At 36.1% G+C, this 18,578-nt stretch carries 15 protein-coding genes and 1 tRNA gene; 4 read left to right on the top strand and 12 right to left on the bottom strand.

Annotation, left to right across the window (positions count from 1 at the left end; translation table 11 throughout):
- Positions 1-4 precede the first annotated feature (4 nt).
- Positions 5-1,276 (top strand): MFS transporter, encoded by a 1,272-nt coding sequence (locus FBT53_RS06645; RefSeq protein ID WP_136950382.1) that lies wholly within the window; start codon positions 5-7, stop codon positions 1,274-1,276.
- 183 nt (positions 1,277-1,459) lie between these two features.
- On the opposite strand, the gene FBT53_RS06650 is transcribed toward FBT53_RS06645, so the two are convergent.
- The 6 genes from FBT53_RS06650 to FBT53_RS06675 form a co-directional block, all read right to left on the bottom strand.
- Positions 1,460-2,236 carry a UDP-2,3-diacylglucosamine diphosphatase gene (locus tag FBT53_RS06650; protein WP_136950383.1) on the bottom strand — a complete coding sequence of 259 codons (777 nt, stop codon included), beginning with the start codon at positions 2,234-2,236 and terminating at the stop codon, positions 1,460-1,462.
- Positions 2,237-2,270: 34 nt separating this feature from the next.
- Positions 2,271-2,681 carry a DUF3592 domain-containing protein gene (locus FBT53_RS06655; protein ID WP_169630329.1) on the bottom strand — a complete coding sequence of 137 codons (411 nt, stop codon included), beginning with the start codon at positions 2,679-2,681 and terminating at the stop codon, positions 2,271-2,273.
- A gap of 135 nt (positions 2,682-2,816) precedes the next feature.
- Entirely contained in the window at positions 2,817-3,290 is a 474-nt protein-coding gene (locus FBT53_RS06660) for a DUF4199 domain-containing protein (RefSeq protein WP_136950385.1), read from the bottom strand.
- 37 nt (positions 3,291-3,327) lie between these two features.
- Positions 3,328-4,095 (bottom strand): enoyl-CoA hydratase/isomerase family protein, encoded by a 768-nt coding sequence (locus FBT53_RS06665; RefSeq protein WP_136950386.1) that lies wholly within the window; start codon positions 4,093-4,095, stop codon positions 3,328-3,330.
- 22 nt (positions 4,096-4,117) lie between these two features.
- Positions 4,118-5,458: an MATE family efflux transporter gene (locus FBT53_RS06670; RefSeq protein ID WP_136950387.1), complete on the bottom strand. Its 1,341-nt coding sequence runs from the start codon at positions 5,456-5,458 to the stop codon at positions 4,118-4,120.
- Positions 5,448-5,960 (bottom strand): GNAT family N-acetyltransferase, encoded by a 513-nt coding sequence (locus FBT53_RS06675; RefSeq protein WP_136950388.1) that lies wholly within the window; start codon positions 5,958-5,960, stop codon positions 5,448-5,450. Before FBT53_RS06675 ends, FBT53_RS06670 begins: the two co-directional genes overlap by 11 nt.
- Positions 5,961-6,008: 48 nt before the next feature.
- Here FBT53_RS06675 and FBT53_RS06680 point away from each other — a divergent pair, with 48 nt between their 5' ends.
- Positions 6,009-6,806 (top strand): universal stress protein, encoded by a 798-nt coding sequence (locus FBT53_RS06680; RefSeq protein WP_136950389.1) that lies wholly within the window; start codon positions 6,009-6,011, stop codon positions 6,804-6,806.
- Positions 6,807-6,861: 55 nt separating this feature from the next.
- Positions 6,862-6,935, top strand: a tRNA-Ala gene (locus FBT53_RS06685).
- Between the two features lie 42 nt (positions 6,936-6,977).
- Here the strand turns inward: FBT53_RS06685 and FBT53_RS06690 are convergent.
- Together FBT53_RS06690 and FBT53_RS06695 are read right to left on the bottom strand one after the other, a co-directional pair.
- Positions 6,978-7,376, bottom strand: coding sequence for a response regulator (locus FBT53_RS06690; RefSeq protein ID WP_136950390.1), 399 nt, complete (start codon positions 7,374-7,376; stop codon positions 6,978-6,980).
- On the bottom strand, positions 7,373-9,196 hold the full coding sequence (locus FBT53_RS06695) for a PAS domain-containing protein (protein WP_136950391.1): 1,824 nt from the start codon (positions 9,194-9,196) through the stop codon (positions 7,373-7,375). Before FBT53_RS06695 ends, FBT53_RS06690 begins: the two co-directional genes overlap by 4 nt.
- A 104-nt stretch (positions 9,197-9,300) precedes the next feature.
- On the opposite strand from FBT53_RS06695, the gene FBT53_RS06700 reads away from it, so the two are divergent.
- On the top strand, positions 9,301-10,008 hold the full coding sequence (locus tag FBT53_RS06700; RefSeq protein ID WP_136950392.1) for an SDR family oxidoreductase: 708 nt from the start codon (positions 9,301-9,303) through the stop codon (positions 10,006-10,008).
- Position 10,009: 1 nt separating this feature from the next.
- Here the strand turns inward: FBT53_RS06700 and FBT53_RS06705 are convergent, their stop codons facing one another.
- The 4 genes from FBT53_RS06705 to FBT53_RS06720 form a co-directional block, all read right to left on the bottom strand.
- Positions 10,010-12,751, bottom strand: coding sequence for a PD-(D/E)XK nuclease family protein (locus tag FBT53_RS06705; protein ID WP_136950393.1), 2,742 nt, complete (start codon positions 12,749-12,751; stop codon positions 10,010-10,012).
- A gap of 55 nt (positions 12,752-12,806) precedes the next feature.
- Entirely contained in the window at positions 12,807-14,168 is a 1,362-nt protein-coding gene (locus tag FBT53_RS06710) for an OmpA family protein (protein WP_136950394.1), read from the bottom strand.
- Between the two features lie 111 nt (positions 14,169-14,279).
- On the bottom strand, positions 14,280-15,473 hold the full coding sequence (gene kbl / locus FBT53_RS06715; protein ID WP_136950395.1) for a glycine C-acetyltransferase: 1,194 nt from the start codon (positions 15,471-15,473) through the stop codon (positions 14,280-14,282).
- Positions 15,474-15,475: 2 nt separating this feature from the next.
- A complete protein-coding gene (locus tag FBT53_RS06720; RefSeq protein WP_136950396.1) occupies positions 15,476-18,565 on the bottom strand; it encodes an exodeoxyribonuclease V subunit beta in 3,090 nt (1,029 codons plus the stop codon).
- Positions 18,566-18,578: the final 13 nt, after the last annotated feature.

Consider the following 18,578-nt stretch of genomic DNA (forward strand, 5'->3'; position numbering starts at 1 on the left):
CAGTATGTCCAAACCTTTAGATCCCTATGCTGCCCTTCGTTTTAGGGAATTTAATATTTTCTTGTTGGTGCGTTTTGCAATGGTATTTGCATGGTCTATGCAGTTTATTGTAATAGAATGGCAGGTGTATACCCTTACTAAAGACCCACTTTCTCTTGGTATTATAGGGTTAATGGAAATAATACCAGCAGTTAGTATTGCACTTTTTGCCGGTCACTTTGTAGATCAAAATGAAAAGCGAAATCTGCTCGTAAAATGCATATTAGGATTCTCTGTGGTAAGTCTTGGCCTTTTTCTTGTAAGCGCACCATCTGTAACCGAAAAGTTTAATGATACAACCGTTCTTTACCTAATTTACGCCTTAGTATTTTTAGGGGGACTAGTAAGAGCTTTTATTGGCCCCACTATCTTTTCTTTAATTGCATTAATAGTACCAAAAAAAATCTATCCTAATGCGGCCACGTGGAGTAGTTCTACTTGGCAATTAGCCTCTGTATTAGGGCCCGCTTTTGCTGGCTTTTCTATCAGTTGGATTGGGGTACACTGGTCTATGTGTATCATCTTTGCTTTCTCTTTAATGGCTTTGTTGTTTTTGTCTCAAATTAAGAAGAAACCGATTTTAAATCCTAAAATTGGAGAGCCAGTTTTACAAAGTTTAAAAGATGGACTAAAATTTGTGTTTAGTACTAAAGCTATTTTAGGCGCTTTAAGTTTAGACATGATTGCTGTTTTGTTTGGAGGCGCGGTTGCCTTATTACCCATATTTGCGCAAGATATTTTACACGTAGGCTCTGAAGGTTTTGGTATTCTTAGAGCGGCACCAGCAGTAGGCGCCTCTATTACCATGCTGGGTTCTACACGTTTTCCATTACACAAAAATGCAGGTAAAAAACTCTTGTGGGCTGTATTTGGCTTTGGTCTGTGTATATTAGTTTTTGGTCTGTCTACCTACTTTTGGCTGTCTGTTTTAGCATTATTTTTAAGTGGTGCAGTAGACGGCGTAAGTATGATTGTGCGCCAAACTATTTTACAATTAAAAACACCCGACAACATGCGTGGTAGGGTGGCTTCTGTAAACTCTATTTTTGTTGGTTCTTCTAATGAATTAGGCGCTTTTGAAAGTGGGGTGGCAGCCAAATTGTTAGGCACGGTAAATGCCGTTATTTTTGGTGGATGTATGACTCTGCTTACAGTGGGTGGTATGGCCGTTATTTCTCCAAGTTTTAGAAAATTAGACTTAACCCAAGATGTAGAAGAAAGGGAAAATGAAGTATAAAAAAATCCTTCCATAACAGAAGGATTTTTAAGTAGGTATAAAAAGATTTGGTATGCTTTTTTGCCGGTTAGGCAACTATGAATTTTAGATTGGGTTATCACTAATTCTGAAGTAAAAGTAGGGCACTTGCAGCGAGCTAAAAATTAATTGTTGCGAACACCGTTTTTTAAGATGTGAAAACGTTTAGGAATTGCTTTTATCAAGATAATGCAACTGCAATTGCGAGCCATCGAAAGAGGCATAAGTGTAATACTTAATCCAATCGCCCAAATTTATATAGGTAGATCTGCCATTTAAGTCTATTTCCATAGGAAGATGGCGATGGCCAAAAACAAAATAGTCATAATGCTGGTTCTTTAGCTTGCGTTTGGCATATTGTATAAGCCACTCTTTATCTTCCCCCAAAAAATTAGCATCTGCGTCACCAGAAATAACTTTATTATTTACGGATAAGTGTTGAGCAAGACGTACGCCCAAATCTGGATGTAACCATCTAAAAAACCATTTGCAAACAGGATTTACAAATACTTTTTTCATCATTTTAAAACCTGTATCTCCAGGGCCTAAACCATCTCCATGGCCTACAAAAAAAGAAGTGTTTTCAATCTTAAATTGTTGTGGCTTATGAAAAACTGGAATATTTAGTTCTTCTTCAAAATAGCCATTCATCCATAAATCATGATTGCCAACAAAATAATAAATAGGGATGCCAGCATCGGTAAGTTCTGCTAATTTGCCCAGTGTGCGGACAAATCCTTTAGGTACTACTTTTTTGTATTCAAACCAAAAATCGAACAAGTCGCCCATCAAAAAAATAGCAGCAGCATCTTCTTTAATTTGGTCTAACCACGCTACAAAGCGCTTTTCTCTTGGTAGACTTTCTGCATGGGTAGGAGCTCCAAGATGATTGTCGCTAGCAAAATATACTTTCTTGCCTTGTTCTAATTTTTTGATATCCATTTGGCGGCAAATATAGGATTTCTAGACAGTCTTGTTAAATTAGGCGGAAGGCCAAATAGGAAAAACCTATTACAAGTAGCGGAGCAGCAATCATAAATGGAATAACGCTACCACGGTATAGGTCCCAAAAGGATATCACTTTCATCGTTTCTGGTTTTTGTTTATCGTAAACAACAGAAACCACATCTCCAACCTTGTAGGGAGCAGGATAAGAACGTATTCTGCTGGTGTATTCTAAGACTTGGTTTCTACGGTCTTTGTACTCAAAAACTGGGCTATACAAAGGATTATTGTCGCCTGTAAATACTTCTAGATGGATAACTTTAGCCTTGGTTTTAATTCCGTCTGCTAATAGATTTTGTGTTTTGGTAAACTGAAGCCACGCCATATAGGCAATAAAGACTCCCAGAGCAGCTAAAAATCCATAGAATACTAACCAAAACATAGGCCTGCGCATTACAGTAGCTTAACGTTTAAATTTCTTGTTATTTCTGTATCTGGTAATAATATAAACTGCAATTACAAGCAATGCCAATAGGGGCATAGTAAGGTTACTATTTAATAGGGATAAAAATTCCATCTATTTCTTTTTAAGAAAGAACGCTACAATAGCGGATGTTAGTATACCCATTGCTAAAGCACTAATAACACTCATAACTACATAATTGTTAAAATTGAAGTAGGCCTCCATGTCTACCTTATTGTTACCTAGAGAAATGCCATGAGCAATAGCGTTATTAAAATACTCTGGTGAAATATAATTATGAGTTAGGTATTGTGCCAATGGACTTAGTAAGGCTACAAACAAGGAAATAATTACGCCAGTAATAAAACCTTTTACCCAAGACATTTTACCATTGAGGTCTTTATCTCTTTTTTCTTTTAGAGCGAATACAAAAATAAGTATAGCTACTACTGCAAAAACATTAGTGTACAAGGGATATTTTGCTATGTGTTCATCATGCCAGCCTAAACTTTTTTCTAGCACCATCCAAAGTAGTGCGGCTAGGGTAAAAATTACCCCCCATTTAATTTCTGTTTTAATAGTTTTCATCTTAAAAGCCGTTTAGTTGTGCTATATAAGGTACTAACTATTTTTTAAATTTTGCTAAGGCCTTTTTGGTATTCTCAGAAAGGGCAAGTCTTCCAGAAAGTTCAGCGCGGGCAGTAAGGAGCTCATCCCAATCCTCTGTGCCTTGCCATAATACTTGTTTCATAGCACTTAATGCTTCTGGGTTGTATTGGGATAATTGATGCGTGTAATGGTCTAGCGCTTGGTCCATTTCTGGGATAGAGTCAAATACTTTTGCATACAATCCTTTTTCTTTGGCCCAATATGCATTTTTCCATTCTGTTGGCGCAAAAGTAAGTTCTGCCAAGGCAGCTTTTCCCATTTTACGTTCCACGGCGGGAGCAATAACAAACGGACCAATACCAATGGAAATTTCTGATAGTTTAATGGCGGCTGCTTCTGTAGCCATAACATAATCGCACGCACTGACGAGACCAACTCCGCCACCTACAGTTTTTCCCTGTACACGACCAATAATTGGTTTTTGGCAAGAGCGCATTGCATTTAAAACCTTTGCAAATCCACCAAAGAATGCACGCCCTTCTGTTAAATTACTAACAGCTACGAGCTCATCAAAAGAAGCCCCAGCACAAAAAGCACGTTCACCTTCTGACTTTAAAAGAATAACAGAGACCTCCGCATTTACAGCCAAATCATTAAAGGTTTTGGCAAGTCTATCTAACAATTCAGAAACAAAACTATTGCTTGCTGGGTGGCCAAATTCTATAGTAGCTAATTTATTTTCTATGTGGGTATAAAGACTTCCGTTTTGTCTGTCTGTTGTCATTGTTGTGTTGTTTTGTATAAAATTAGGGGTTTTGTACCAGCGGCTTAAACTTTTGCCAAAACTTAATTACTAAAGCCCCACCACGAATCGCCATCCAAACCATGAAAGCTATCCAAATAGCATAGAATCCCCATCCTAGGAATTTGCCCAAGTACAGAACAGGAATAAAACCCAAAAAAGTGGCGGCAAGTAGTACATTTCTTAAGTACTTCATTTCTCCTAAGCCCTTGAATAATCCATCAAAAATAAAAGCAATACTATTCATAGGTAAGCCTAAAATAACTAAGTAAAAAATTCCGTATAAGGTTTGTAAGACAATGGGTTCATTAGAGAACATTCGCCCTAAAGGCTTGTAAAAAAGAAATCCAAGAGCAACTAAAACTACACTTATTACAACTCCATAAGCAAATACTTTTTTTGCGAGTATCCATAAGCCTTTGTAATCTTTTGCGCCCAAAAGTTTACCACTCATTCCATTACCTGCAGCGGCATAGCCATCTATAAAAAAGGCTGAAAAAAGCCAGAGATTTATAGCTATTGTGTGGGCTCCGATGAACTGGTCTCCTAATGCTGTGGCCTCTCTTACTGCTAAAATGAGTGCAGCATTTAATGCAATAGCTCTGACAAATAAATTAAGACTCATGAAAATAAGCTTCCTAATCTCCGTATTAAATGGAAGTTTTAACTTTAAACTTATACTGGTTTTGGTGCGTAATAGATAAAACACTAAAAGTGCCATAACAGCTTGCGCTATTAAACTTGCATATGCAGCACCTTCTAAGTAAAGGGCTGGTATGTAGCCTTCTATGCCGTACACTAGAATAACGTCTAAAACTATATTTACTAGAGCACCTATTATAGCGATGACCATAGGGTAAAAAGTATTTTGCAGACCCCTAAAAATACCGAAAATAGCAAAGGTAAATAGTGTTAAAGGGAATCCCCAAACACGTATAGAATAGTAGGCTACGCAATAATCTAAAATTTTACCTGAAGCCTTAAAAAGAACAAATATTTCTTCTGCAAAAAATAGCGTACTGGTTAATAGGACAATGCTAAGCGCAATGTTTAAATAAATAGCTTGTGCAGGTAAATCTGCAACTGATTCTAGGTTATCCGCACCCAAATATTGAGATATAATTGAGGAAATAGCACTTCTGGTTTGCCCTAAAACCCAAATAAGCATAGATAAAAAAGACCCAACAATCCCTACCGCAGCAAGTGATTCTAAACCATCTACAGGAATATTACCGACAATAGCTGTATCTGTAATGGACAACACGGGTTCCGCAATCCCCGCGATAGTTGCAGGTATCGCTAATTTATTTATGGTTTTAAAAGAAACTACCGTTTTACTTTGCATGTTCAAGAATAAGTTCATAACAGTAAAAAGGGGCTGTACTCTGTTTAGGAAAGTAGATATTCCCTAATTTTTGATATCCTCTGGCTTCATAAAAACGCTGATTTCTTTTGTTTTTAGAAAAAGTATCTAAACGGACAGAGATTCCGCCTTGTTTTCTTACTTCTTCTTCCGCAAAATTCATTAATTGTCTTGCATACCCTTGTCCTTGTAAATTGGGATGTACGCAGAGCCGGTGAATATAAAAATTACGACCTTCTTCGGTTAGCCACGCTATGCTTTGGTATTCATCGTCTTTTAAGTTAGATATAACAATTGAGCCCATAATGGCACCTGCAACTTCTAAAACATATAGCTCTTTCCTCTCAAGGTCTTTTTCAAAAGCATTTTGACTGGGATAGTGTTCATTCCATTGATAAATGCCATGGGCAATCATGCTAGCAGCACAAGCTTTAGTCACTGATAGCAGTGGAGAAATATCTTTTTGAGTGGCAGGCCTAATCATAATTACACTTATATTCTGTAAATTTAGCTATATAAAAACAACCAAACTATGAAGAATATTCTTGTTCCAATGGGCACATCGCCCTCTGCAATAAATACTTTACAATATGCTGTTGCCTTTGCAAAAGAAATGGGTGCTCAAGTATATATTATGGACGTATTTACTTTAGCCTCAACTGCGGGCGCTTTATCTAATGTTACAGAAAAGGTGGCGGCAACAGGCAGGGAACAAATAAAAGAATACATAGCAAGTATAGATACCCTGGGGCAAGAGCTAAAAATTGCCTCTTATAATGGTGATATTGTGGATGGTCTTAATCAAATTAACAAGGAGTTGGGTATAGATTTAATTATTCTTTCACCAAAAAGCAATGATGTAAATGAGGAGTATTACTTGGGCAGCACCTCTGGCAGAATTGTTAAACTAACCAACATACCTGCATTAATTGTACCTAAAGATTACACGTATGAACCTGTAAAAAGTATTTTGGTAGCGTTTAAATCTGGGATTTTAAAAAGAGGAAGAATACTTAATCCTTTGGTAGAGGTTGTAAATACATTTAAAGCAGAAGTTGGTCTGTTATTGGTGAAGACACCTGGTTATACGGATGAGGATTTACAGATAAACACATCACTTTTAGACCTGAGTAAAAATCTTACTATAACAGAGAACCAAACTACATATCATGGGGTGCTAGAACATTTTCAACAGTACCAACCAGATATGCTTTGTGTTTTTAGAAGAAAACGAGGCTTCTTTAAAAAGCTTTGGGAAAAGAGTACCATTCTAAAGTCCGAGTTCTTTGCTCCAGTACCCGTTTTAGTACTTAGTGTAAAAAAGTATTAAAGAATAAAACTATTTTGATACTTATACAAAATGTAGTTCCTTTGCGAACTGCAACGGGGGATTAGCTCAGTTGGCTAGAGCGCTTGCCTGGCAGGCAAGAGGCCACCGGTTCGAATCCGGTATTCTCCACTTAAACTATAAAAAGCCACGTATATACGTGGCTTTTTATAGTTATAGACTGGCCATTATTTTTTTTAAGTCTTCTTCCGTAATGGGTTTTACAAAGTAATTGCTAACCACGTTAAGTTCCTTAGCGCGCTCGTGGTCGCGTGCGTCTATAGAAGAACTAACCACATAAATTTTTACCTTCTCTCTATTGTGGTTGGGTATTTTTACAAAATCTTCTAAGAACTCCCACCCATCCATAATAGGCATATTTAAATCTAGAAAAATAACTTCTGGTAAGGGTTGATTATTGTTTAATCTTTCTACAAGGCCATCTATGGCTTCTTGTCCATTTTTAAACACTAATAAATCGTTACTAAATCCAATTTTTTTCAATAGAATTTTCATTCCAAAAAGAAAAATAGGGTCATCATCTACTACACAAGAGACGGCTAATTTGCTCATGATAAATCGTTATAAAACGTTAATATAAAAGTAGACCCTTTATTTGGTTTGCTGTCTACGCTAATATCGCCATTCATGGACTGCATTTGGTTTTTAGAGATAAATAACCCAACACCTCTTGCCTCTGGATGGTCGTGGAATGTTTTATACATTCCAAATATTTTTTTCTTATGTCTAGGTAAGTTAATACCTAGACCATTATCTTTTATGCTTATTCTACTCTCGTCCTTATCTTTATAAAAATCAATAGTTAATTCTAAATTCTTATCTGGACGTTTATAACGGACAGCATTAGAAATAAGATTTAAAAGTACACTTTCTAAGTAAGGTTGTATTGCTGCAACTTTCGCTTTTTCGTTTATGTTGTTTTTTAGAATGGTATTGGCATTTTTTAATTGGTCCTTTAAGCTTTCTAGAACAATATCTAAAGATTCTTTAATAGGAATCTGTTTAATTTTTTGTGAATCATCTGTAGAAATCTGAATTACTTCATTTAAGTGCAGTAAAGTTTCATTTAGATGGGATGAGGACTGTTGTAGCATGTCTAGATATTCTTCCAAATCTTCTTGTGTGCTATTATCCCCGCTAATAAAATGAGAAAGCATGGAGATATTAGAAGAATGAGAACGTAGATTATGAGAAACAATGTGTGCAAAATTGAGTAAACTATCCTTCTGGTTGGTTGTCAATTTTAAAAGCTTTTGAAGGCGAGCTTCGTTTTGCCTTATTTCTGTTATATCCCAATTGGTGCCAATCATTTTATAAGGTTCACCTTTGCCGTCTCTTAAAACGGTTCCTTGGGCTTTTAGCGTTCTTATTTTATTGTATTTGGCAATAATACGGTACTCACTATTGTATTCTTTGACTCCCCTTATGGCTAAATCTACTTCTTTTAATACTCTAGGTCTATCCTCTGGATGTAAACTATCTACCCAATGTTTAAAGTTATTAGTAAAGGATTTAGGGTTTATGCCAAATAAGGTAAACATATTGCGATCCCACACAACGGCATCTGTACGTAAATCGTATTCCCAAATACCAATTCTGCCAGAGGTTGTGGCAATTTCTAGTCGGCTGGCAGCTTTAGACATTTCTAATTCTGCTCTTTTTTCCTTGTCTATATCTTGGAAAGTGCCAAATAGCCTTATACATTCTCCATTTACAAAATCAGTCTCGCCTTTAGCGCGTACCCATTTTTCATTTCCTTTAGCCGTAATAATGATGAGCTCTTCATTATAAGAAACTCCGTATTTAACAGCATTGTCTACTAGTTGCTGAATGCGCTCTCTTTGTGGACCTTCTTTGTAAAATTTTATACCTGTTTTTAAACTGGGCTTATAGCTCGGGGGCACTTCATGTATTTTTTTAGTGCTTTCTGTCCAAATTAATTCTTTGGTTTTAATATTTAACTGCCAACCACCAACCAAAGCGACTTCTTCTACACGAGTAAAAAAGTCTTGCATTTGTTTGTGTTCAGAAACTTCTTCTAGATAAATAAAAAGATTTACCGTTTGGTTATTTTCTAGAACTGGCTTAATACGCCATTTAACCCATTGTATGGCATCCTTGTCATTTACATACTGCACGGCATCATTATGATCCTCTGTTTTATAGACCATGCAATCATTTATAGTAGAAAAAAATAAGCTGGGTAAAAAAGGTATGGCTTCTGCAATATGTACCCCATACAAATCTGATTTGCCAGGGATAAATTCTACCAGTAAATGCCTAGAGTATTCTTCAATTTCAAATTGACTGTTTAAAATAAAGGCAGATACAGGAAGCTCTTTTATGTAATTATATGTTGAAATTGTTTGCAATGATTAAGTTATTACCTACAAAAATATAACATATAATTAGTACGAAATATTTTCTGAAAAGTAGATTAATCTTCAATTTAATCAAATCTTTTAAAAAGCATGTTATGATTAAGAATAAAGTAGCCTATATCACGGGCGGAAGTAAAGGAATAGGACTTGGCGTAGCAAGAACACTTTTAGAGCAAGGTGTGCGCGTGGCCATTAGTGGTAGAAATTTAGAAACCGTAAAAAAGGCGGCAGAAAGTTTAGGGAGTTCAGAGATGGTTTTACCTATAGTATCTGACGTTACCAAGCTAGAAGATGAAAAAAAAGCTGTAGCCGAAATTTTAGATAAGTTTGGACAATTAGACTTTATGATTGCCAATGCAGGGGTAGGTCATTTTGCTCCTGTTGATGAAATGAAAGACGAGGACTGGCACCAAATGATAGATACTAATCTTACTGGAGTTTTTCATAGTTTAAAGGCTGCTGTAAGTGCGCTTAAAGAATCTGAAGGATACTACATAACGCTAGCGAGTTTAGCGGGGACAAACTTCTTTGCTAACGGTGCGGGTTATAACGCTACTAAATTTGGTGTAGTGGGGTTTACACAAGCCGCTATGTTAGATTTAAGAAAGTATAACATAAAGGTAAGTACAATTATGCCAGGGTCAGTGGCAACACATTTTAATGGTAATGAACCATCAGAATCTGATAAATGGAAAATACAGCCGGAAGATATTGGCAAATTGGTTCTAGACCTACTTACAATGCACCCAAGAACTCTACCCAGTAAAATAGAGGTAAGGCCTACGAGACCAGATTTAAAATAGACTATGTAATTTCTTCATCTAAGAAGGGAATTTCCGTATTAAAAATAGCCTTGATTAATTGGTGTAGTTCGTTCTCAAATTTTGCCAAGAGGTCAGGGCTTATTTCTGTATTGGCACGGCCTCTAGAATGTGTTTTGGTGCCAAAATATATAATCTCTTGTTGTATTTGTTTAATAGGTACAATACCAGCTTTAAAGGTGCCAATGGAGTGTTCTTGTTGATACATGTAAGCATAACATAACAGCTGAAATGCCTTAAGGTTTTTTGGAGTAAATGCTAACTCTCCTTCTTTAGACACCATTTGTACTTCAGAATTATTTACATTACCTGTTTTATAATCTATAATTTCTAACACACCATTAACTTCATCAATACGGTCTAAAGTACCTTTTAAATGGATAGGGAAATTCAAATCTGGAATGGTCAGTGGACAGAACATTTGAGCTTCCAGACCTAGTAAGTAAACCGTGTTTTCTGTACATCTTTTGATATCTAAAGCAATAAAATCTGCTATATATTTTTGTACAACATTAAAGGCAATTAAATTTTGCCCGCTACTAAAGTCACCTACATCATAGATAGTTAAAAACTGTTGCTGTACTTCGGTTTTAATTTTAGGTAGTAAGCTTTTTAGTAAGTCAGGTGTTAATTGAGTGTTTAAATATGGCAAATACAATTGCTCCAGAGCGTTGTGTACAATGGTGCCAAAGGTGTTATAAGCTAGCTGTTCTTCAACACTGTCAATATCATTTATTCGTAAAACATTCTGTTTATAAAAGGTGTACGTGTTTTTTATATAATTTGATAAAGATGAGGGCGAGAAACCTTTAGAAGCAATAGATTTTAAATCATTTAGAAGTCTATCTGTTTTTTTAACAGTTACTGGTGGTGAGTTCAAGGATGTTATTGCTGGAGTAGCAATATGATGCTTTACCTGAAATTTTAATTGGTCGTCTGTTAAAAGCTGTGCTATAAAACGGCTTTTCTCATTACCTAATAACACATCTGGTTCTGTATTATACGTTACGTATACTTGGCTTGCTCGCTGTAATAAACGGTAAAAGTGATAGGTATAAATGGCATCTTTTTCTTTGTAAGTGGGCATTTTATATTCCTTTTTAACATCATAAGGAATAAACGAATTGTTGCTTTTACCTGCGGGCAGTATACCCTCGTTTACAGAGGTCATTAGAACAGTTTCAAAATCTAAACATCTACTTTCTAACATACCCATAATCTGCAAACCACTTGTTGGGCTACCTTTAAAATCTAATTGTTCAGTAGAAATAAGTTCTAAATACAGTGCATTTAAGGATTTGATACTAGAAATATAGGTTTTCTCCAATCCCAGATTCTTTAACTTTAAAAACAGTTTGATAAAAGCTTGTGTAGCTTGTACTTCATAATGATTTTTTTGGTTTTCAAAATAATCACTTATGGTATTTAAGAGTAAAAGAAGTAAATCTATAAAGTTTTGTGTGGTTAGCTCAGTGGAGGCGAACAATTGATGTAGTATAGTGCCAGTACCTTTTAAAAACTGTAAATTATCTGGATGTATAAATAACACATTATGGTGTTGTATGTGCTGCGTGATTACAATGGCTTTATGTATACCTTCTTTTTGCAAAACAATTTCTGTCATTGGATTTCCTAGAAATTGTAGCACATCTTTATAGAAAACTCCTCTAGCACTTTTGTTTAAAAAAAGCTGAAAGTAGGCGGATATAAATTGGTGTAAATTGGTTTTCTCTAGGGGTAATCCCATAGTAATATTTACTTCTGGAATGTTTTCTGGCAAAGAGTTGATAATCGCAGGTAAAAGGGTTTCGTCTGCAAGTACCAAAGCCACTGTGTCTTTTTTGGTTTTGCGTTGGTAAAGGTTTGCAAGTAAGTTGCCAATAAATTTTGCTTGAGATACATTTTTTGGAATTCCGTAAATGTTGACCTCTTTGTTTTCTGTGTTGTAATTATTGGAAAAGTAATGTTCTTTAGTAGGTAGCTCTTTCCATTTTTTAAAATGGTTGCGGATAAAATACCCAACATCATGTTGAGGGTCTTCATAGAAATACGAGTCTATATCCCAGTAAATTTTATTGTTGGTTTTGCTTATAAATGCTTTTATAAGCTTTATTTCTGCTTCATTCAACGCATTAAAGGCAATAAAATGATAGCTTTTTTCTCTTTGGCTTTCAAGGTATTCTTCTACATTTTGTTGAGCTTTTTTGTAAATCAACCCTTGATAACCGGTATTTTCAGACCTAAGTAATTCTAGGTACTTTGGATAGAGCTGACCTATTGTCTCTAAAAATAGGGTGTGATTTTTAATGAGTTTGGTAGGTTCTAGCTTTAAATCCCACTTTGCCATACGTTCAATGGCTGTTAAATAATCAAATAACACTTGGGCATCTACTAAATGCCGATCTATTTCATTAAAGTCACCCAAAAGGGTAGTACCCCATTGTAGAAATTGCTCTAACTTTTCTTCTGGATGTTGTTTTTGATATACTTCAAAAAGAAGCAAAAGGAGTTCTAGATTAGTACTATGTTCTAAACCAGATATTTCTTGAATAAATTCTTCTATACTATAGATTTGTGGACTTAGTATAGGCTTTTCTATCTGTTGTGCAAGGTAGTGTTTAAGATAGGTACCCGCCCTTCTACTAGGGAGTACAAAGACCATTTGGTTTAAATTTTTATGGTCTTTTAAAAGTTGTATTAGTGTTTCTTCTAGAAAACTTTTCATATATAAAAAAGCCCCGACAAATGCCGGGGCTTTCTATGGGTTTAATTACTTAAACTTATTTTACTAGGTTGATTTCAACCCTTCTGTTTTGCTTTCTACCAGCTCTTGTATTGTTAGTTGCGATAGGCTTATCCTCACCGTAACCGATAGCAGTTAATCTATCTGCACCAATACCTTTTTCAATTAAGAAGTCTCTAACTGCGTTAGCTCTCTTCTCTGACAATTGTTGGTTCAATTTGTTGCTACCAACGCTATCAGTGTGTCCTTCAACAGTAAACTTAGCGTTAGGATACTCGTTCAAGATTTGGATAATGTCTACCATTACAGAAGTTGATTCTGCTTTAATAGAAGACTTACCAGTGTCAAACAAGATTGTTCTAGCGTAGTCATTCAATTGTTTCTGTACTTCTTCAGTAACTTCAGGACAACCGCTGTTAGCTACAGTACCAGCAACTTCTGGACACTGATCATCTTTGTCAAGAACACCATCTTTATCAGAATCAGCCCAAGGACAACCTTTGTTCTCAGCAGGACCAGCTTCGTTAGGACACTCGTCTTTGTTATCAGCAACACCGTCACCATCAGCATCAGGACAACCAGCTAAAGCAGGAAGACCAGCTTCGTTAGGACAAGCGTCATCTTTATCAGCAACACCGTCACCGTCAGCATCAGGACAACCGTTCATTTCTTTTGAACCAGCTTGGTCTGGACAGCTATCTTTGCTATCTTCGATACCATCACCGTCAGAATCTGGACAACCATTGAATGCTTCTAAACCAGCAACTTCTGGACAAGCATCATCTTTGTCATAAACACCATCACCATCAGTGTCTGTACCACCAAATTTGATGCTAAGACCAGCTAAGTGCTGAAAATGCTCTACTCCATAATCTTCAAAAACGTGCTTGTATTGAGTCTGTAAAGTTAAACCTACGTTTTCTGTAAACCAGTAGCTTAATCCGATACCACCATTAACAGTACCTGCACCGATTTCGTCAACCCAAGTGTAACCACCACCAATCTCTACGAATGGGTCTAGTTTTGTGTTTTGTAAGATGTTGTACTTAATAGTACCATCTACTGCGTAGTGAGATAAATCATCTACACTAACATCTCCTAATTTCTCAATTCTGTTAAGTGATCCTCTTGCTCCTACAGAGAAACCATCACCAACGTATCTAGATACAGATACATAAGAAATAGAAGGAATAATGTTCCAGTGATCTGAAACGTTGAAATACTCGTCAAACAAAGAGCTTGTAATAACACCGTCAGCAGGATCGGCATTAGTAGGGTAAACGTCTACCGCGTTTACACCAAAACTCACCTGCCAAGGATTGTTTTCGTCTTGCGCGCTAAGGTTGTTTAACCCTAAAACAAGTAAGGCAACAACTAAAAATTTGCTTAGATGTTTCATGTTCAAAATTTTAAGTTTAAGTGTTTATCAGCTGCAAATGTAAGTTGTTAGCACTTATTAACAAAATATACCTACCATTTTTTTATGCAACTATTTTTATTTATGGACTATTTAGATCACTTCTAAGGACTTGCCTATTTTAGTAAATGCCGTTATAGCCTTATCTAAATGTTCTTTTTGGTGTGCAGCGGACAATTGTACTCGTATTCTGGCTTTGCCTTTGGGTACTACTGGGTAGAAAAAACCAATAACGTAGATGCCTTCTTGCAATAGACGGTCTGCCATTTCTTGTGCTAGCTTAGCATCATATAGCATTACAGGTACTATGGCAGAGTCCCCATCTATAATATCAAACCCAGCAGCTTTCATCCCTTTTTTAAAGTATTCCGTATTGTTCTGTAATTGATCTCTAAGGGTGGTATTATTAGACAAAAGTTCAAATACCTTTATAGATGCTCCTACAATGGCAGGTGCTAAAGAATTAGAAAACAAGTACGGTCTAGAACGTTGCCTTAATACTTCTATAATTTCTTTTTTACCCGTAGTGTAGCCACCCATGGCACCGCCTAGTGCTTTACCCAAAGTGCCAGTAATAATGTCTACCCTGTCCATAACGTTTTTTTCTTCTAGGGTTCCTCTACCGGTAGCACCAATAAAACCAGCTGCATGGCACTCGTCTATCATTACCATAGCATCATACGCATCTGCCAAATCACAGATTTTATCCAAAGGCGCTAATAAGCCGTCCATGGAAAAAACCCCATCAGTCACAATAACCTTAAAACGGGAACCATCAGCATTGGCTTGTTTTAGACATTCTTCTAAAGCAGCCATATCATTATTAGTGTAGCGATACCGTTTTGCTTTGCACAAACGCACACCGTCAATGATGGAGGCATGATTTAAGCTGTCAGAAATAATAGCATCTTCTGCGGTTAACAAAGGCTCAAATACTCCACCATTAGCATCAAAGGCTGCAGCATATAATATGGTATCTTCTGTACCGTAAAATTCTGCAATTTTTTCTTCTAGCGTTTTATGAATGTCTTGGGTGCCACAAATAAAACGAACAGAAGACATACCGAACCCGTGTGTGTCTAACGTGTCTTTGGCTGCTTTAATAACTTCAGGATGAGAAGAAAGCCCCAGATAGTTATTGGCGCAGAAATTAATTACTTCTTGCCCATTGGCTATTTTGATCACAGCGTCTTGTGGAGAAACAATAATGCGTTCCTTTTTGTAGAGCCCCGCTTCCTTAATTTCTTCTAATTCTTTTTCTAAATGCGATTTAATTTTACCGTACATATTTATAAAAATGTGGGGGTTATTGAGTTGTTGATATAAACAATTATTTTATTTGTGACAAAGTACCCCATTTTTGTTAGAATATGCTCATAATTCATTAACTGAATTTTGTGATGGTCTTGTGGTTTACCGGTTTTGTAGTCTAAAATGGTAGCCTCTTTACCCTTTAAGGCTAGGCGGTCTAAGCGTACTAAGCTTCCGTCTGTATGCAATAGTTCTACCTCGTTATAGGTTGTATAGGTATCTGTAAAATATTCTTTTAGTTTAGGGTGATACACCAAACTTTTTAGTAAAGGGCGTATCTCATTTTCCTGTGTTGTATCCATTTCACCCTTTTCTATAAAATTATTTAAGACATGTGGCAAGTCATCTGGCACATAAACCTGTTCTAAAACAGCATGTATTAAATTACCGCGTACTAGCTCCTCTGATGGTTCTCCCCAATTTATATTTTGTGCAGAGGAAAAAGCATATGGTGGTTTTGCACTCCTATATGTATAAGGTATAATTTGTTCTTTGTTTTTTGTAGCTTCTAAGTCCGATTTATTCTCTTGTAATGTTCCAAATTGATAGGTGTCTTGGTCTGAGCGCCACATACCTTTAGCGTTAAGAAAACCTTCTAGTAAACTTGCGTAGCTATCGTTCAGTTCTTTTTCAGTGATAATAAACAAACCTTGTACAGCTCTAGTTAAGGCAACGTATAATACATTGATGCTATCTAATTCTGTTTGATGATATTCTTGTTCCAGTAGTTGGTTGCTTATCTGTGAAAACTGCTCCAAATCTTTATTCGCATTTACCAACACCTCTTCTAAGCCATTAAAAGCATTGGGTTGTACAGGAACCCATAGTTTCCCAGTTTTGGTTTTATCATTTATTTTGGTTTTGACAAATGGATAAATTACAAATGGAAATTCTAGTCCTTTAGATTTATGTACGGTCATAATGGAGACTGCCTCCATATGTTCAGGCACTGTTATTGCCATGTTTGGTTTGTTATCCCAGTGTTGTATAAATTCATAAACACCAACCCCTTCTTTTTCTGTGAATGCAAGAACTTCATCCATAAAATGGTTTACATGAGCATTACTTTTAGGAACTAAATTAAATTTAGCAATCAAAATTTCTAACACATCATATAAGGTATAACTACGGAGCGTTTCTATATTCAAGGCATATTGTACAGTTAGGTAATTAGAAAAGCGTCCCAAGTGCTGCTGAATAAAATTGTGCTTATCCATTTTGGATGGACAGAGGTAGTTTAATAAATCAAATTCATATGCTTTTTCTGATGGCACTAGAAGATAGTGTAAAAAGGCAATTAAGAATTGTACCTCAGGATTATGTTTTAATAACAAAGCTTCTGAAGAAATAATCGGAATTTCTTTTTCCGCCAGATAATTGGCTATTGCGATAGCTTCTGTATTACGGCGAACCAATATACAGATATCGCTAAACGCATAACCATGGCTTTTTAGTGTGATGATATAGTCTAGCACTTTTTCGCAATACATAGCTTCTTCCGCCTTTTTATCTAGAAAGTTGATTTCTACATAACCACCCGTCCTAAAATTAATCTCTTGGGAGCTCTGGTTGGCATACATGTCTTGATAAGTATGGTTTTGTAGTGCATTGGATGCGTATCTAAAAAAATCATTATTAAAATCAATGATAGTACTAAAACTGCGCCAATTGGTGCCTAGTCTTTCTGTAAGGGCTTGTATTGTAAAAGGTTGTGCTGTATTGTTGATTAAGGATACAAACTGGTCTGGATACCCGCCTCGCCAACGATATATGGACTGTTTAACATCGCCTACGAGCAAAAGCGAACCCTTTCTCCCGTCTAAATCTTGATTTTCTAATGCATTAGAAATAAGTGGAGCTAAATTTTGCCATTGCATTTTAGAAGTATCTTGGAACTCATCTATAAAATAATGACGGTAGCGCTCCCCTAAACGTTCATATATATAAGGAGCAGGTTGGCCATTAATTTCCTTTGCAATTAACTTATTAAATTCTGCAATATGCAACTTACCCTTTACGTCTGTTATTCGCTGTACTTGTTTTGCAATCTCGTTTAATACCGTGAGCGGTAAAATATTGTTGTAGACATTTGTAAGAAACTTATAAGTGTAAAACTGTTTTTTTATTTCTAAAAATAGATTTACGAATTGCTCTTGTAAGGTATCTAGTAACTTTTGTATTTCAGGTTCGCATTTTTTGGGATAAAGCTTTTGTTCTGCTAGGTGCAATTGCCATTTAGCATCCCACTTTAAAGAACCCAAGTCCCCGTTACTTATTTTAATCATGAATTTAGGGTAGTAACCAGCACTAAAATCTGAGTGAGAAATACCATGGGTCTCCATTAAAGCTAGACTTTCTTCTGCTTGGGCCTTCATACCCTTTTCTAAAGTAGTAATAGCGGTTTTTAAGTCTTTCTTTAATACATCAAAATCAGCTATTGTCTTATGTTGCAATTTTTGCAGCTGTGGAAAATGATTTTCGCTAAATAAAAGTTTACCTACCTCTTTAAGGTCTTTGGTAATATTCCAGCTTTTTTGATTTTCTACTTTTTCTAAAGCATAAGCAATTAAGGTATCTGTAAGCGCTTTGTCCTCCCCAACTTGTTGTACTAGTTGCCCAACAGCCTCGTCTAAAAGCGCATCGGTATCTAAAACTACTTCAAAGTTTTGTGCGAGTTTAAAATCTTTCGCAAACGTGCGTACTATTTTATGGGTAAATTTATCTATAGTAACAATCTCAAAAAAAGCATAGTTGTGTAGAATATCTTTCAGCAAAAACGTACTCTTGTATTGTAAAACTTCCGGAGTTAAGTGAAGTTCTGTAGCAATCTCTTTAAACATGGTTTGGTACTTGCTCGGTAAGGGGTGTTGGCTAAACCCATGTAAAAACTCCAGTATTCGCTGTTTCATTTCTGCAACAGCCTTATTAGTAAAAGTAATTGCCAACAACTCTCTAAAGTTTTTTTGGCCTTTTCCTTGTAGCAATAAAACAAGGTAAGACTTTACCAATTGGTATGTTTTTCCAGAACCTGCAGAAGCGTCTAATATTTTAAAACCGTTTGTATTCAAGTAAATAGTGTTA

The sequence above is a fragment of the Flavobacterium sp. ASW18X genome (assembly GCF_005144745.1).
Lineage (GTDB): Bacteria > Bacteroidota > Bacteroidia > Flavobacteriales > Flavobacteriaceae > Croceivirga.

Excerpts from the sequence above, each read along its gene's own strand:
- FBT53_RS06645 (WP_136950382.1), top strand. The coding sequence starts at position 5 with ATGTCCAAACCTTTAGATCCCTATGCTGCCCTTCGTTTTAGGGAATTT.
- FBT53_RS06650 (WP_136950383.1), bottom strand. The coding sequence starts at position 2,236 with ATGGATATCAAAAAATTAGAACAAGGCAAGAAAGTATATTTTGCTAGC.
- FBT53_RS06655 (WP_169630329.1), bottom strand. The coding sequence starts at position 2,681 with ATGTTTTGGTTAGTATTCTATGGATTTTTAGCTGCTCTGGGAGTCTTT.
- FBT53_RS06660 (WP_136950385.1), bottom strand. The coding sequence starts at position 3,290 with ATGAAAACTATTAAAACAGAAATTAAATGGGGGGTAATTTTTACCCTA.
- FBT53_RS06665 (WP_136950386.1), bottom strand. The coding sequence starts at position 4,095 with ATGACAACAGACAGACAAAACGGAAGTCTTTATACCCACATAGAAAAT.
- FBT53_RS06670 (WP_136950387.1), bottom strand. The coding sequence starts at position 5,458 with ATGCAAAGTAAAACGGTAGTTTCTTTTAAAACCATAAATAAATTAGCG.
- FBT53_RS06675 (WP_136950388.1), bottom strand. The coding sequence starts at position 5,960 with ATGATTAGGCCTGCCACTCAAAAAGATATTTCTCCACTGCTATCAGTG.
- FBT53_RS06680 (WP_136950389.1), top strand. The coding sequence starts at position 6,009 with ATGAAGAATATTCTTGTTCCAATGGGCACATCGCCCTCTGCAATAAAT.
- FBT53_RS06690 (WP_136950390.1), bottom strand. The coding sequence starts at position 7,376 with ATGAGCAAATTAGCCGTCTCTTGTGTAGTAGATGATGACCCTATTTTT.
- FBT53_RS06700 (WP_136950392.1), top strand. The coding sequence starts at position 9,301 with ATGATTAAGAATAAAGTAGCCTATATCACGGGCGGAAGTAAAGGAATA.
- FBT53_RS06705 (WP_136950393.1), bottom strand. The coding sequence starts at position 12,751 with ATGAAAAGTTTTCTAGAAGAAACACTAATACAACTTTTAAAAGACCAT.
- FBT53_RS06710 (WP_136950394.1), bottom strand. The coding sequence starts at position 14,168 with ATGAAACATCTAAGCAAATTTTTAGTTGTTGCCTTACTTGTTTTAGGG.
- kbl (WP_136950395.1), bottom strand. The coding sequence starts at position 15,473 with ATGTACGGTAAAATTAAATCGCATTTAGAAAAAGAATTAGAAGAAATT.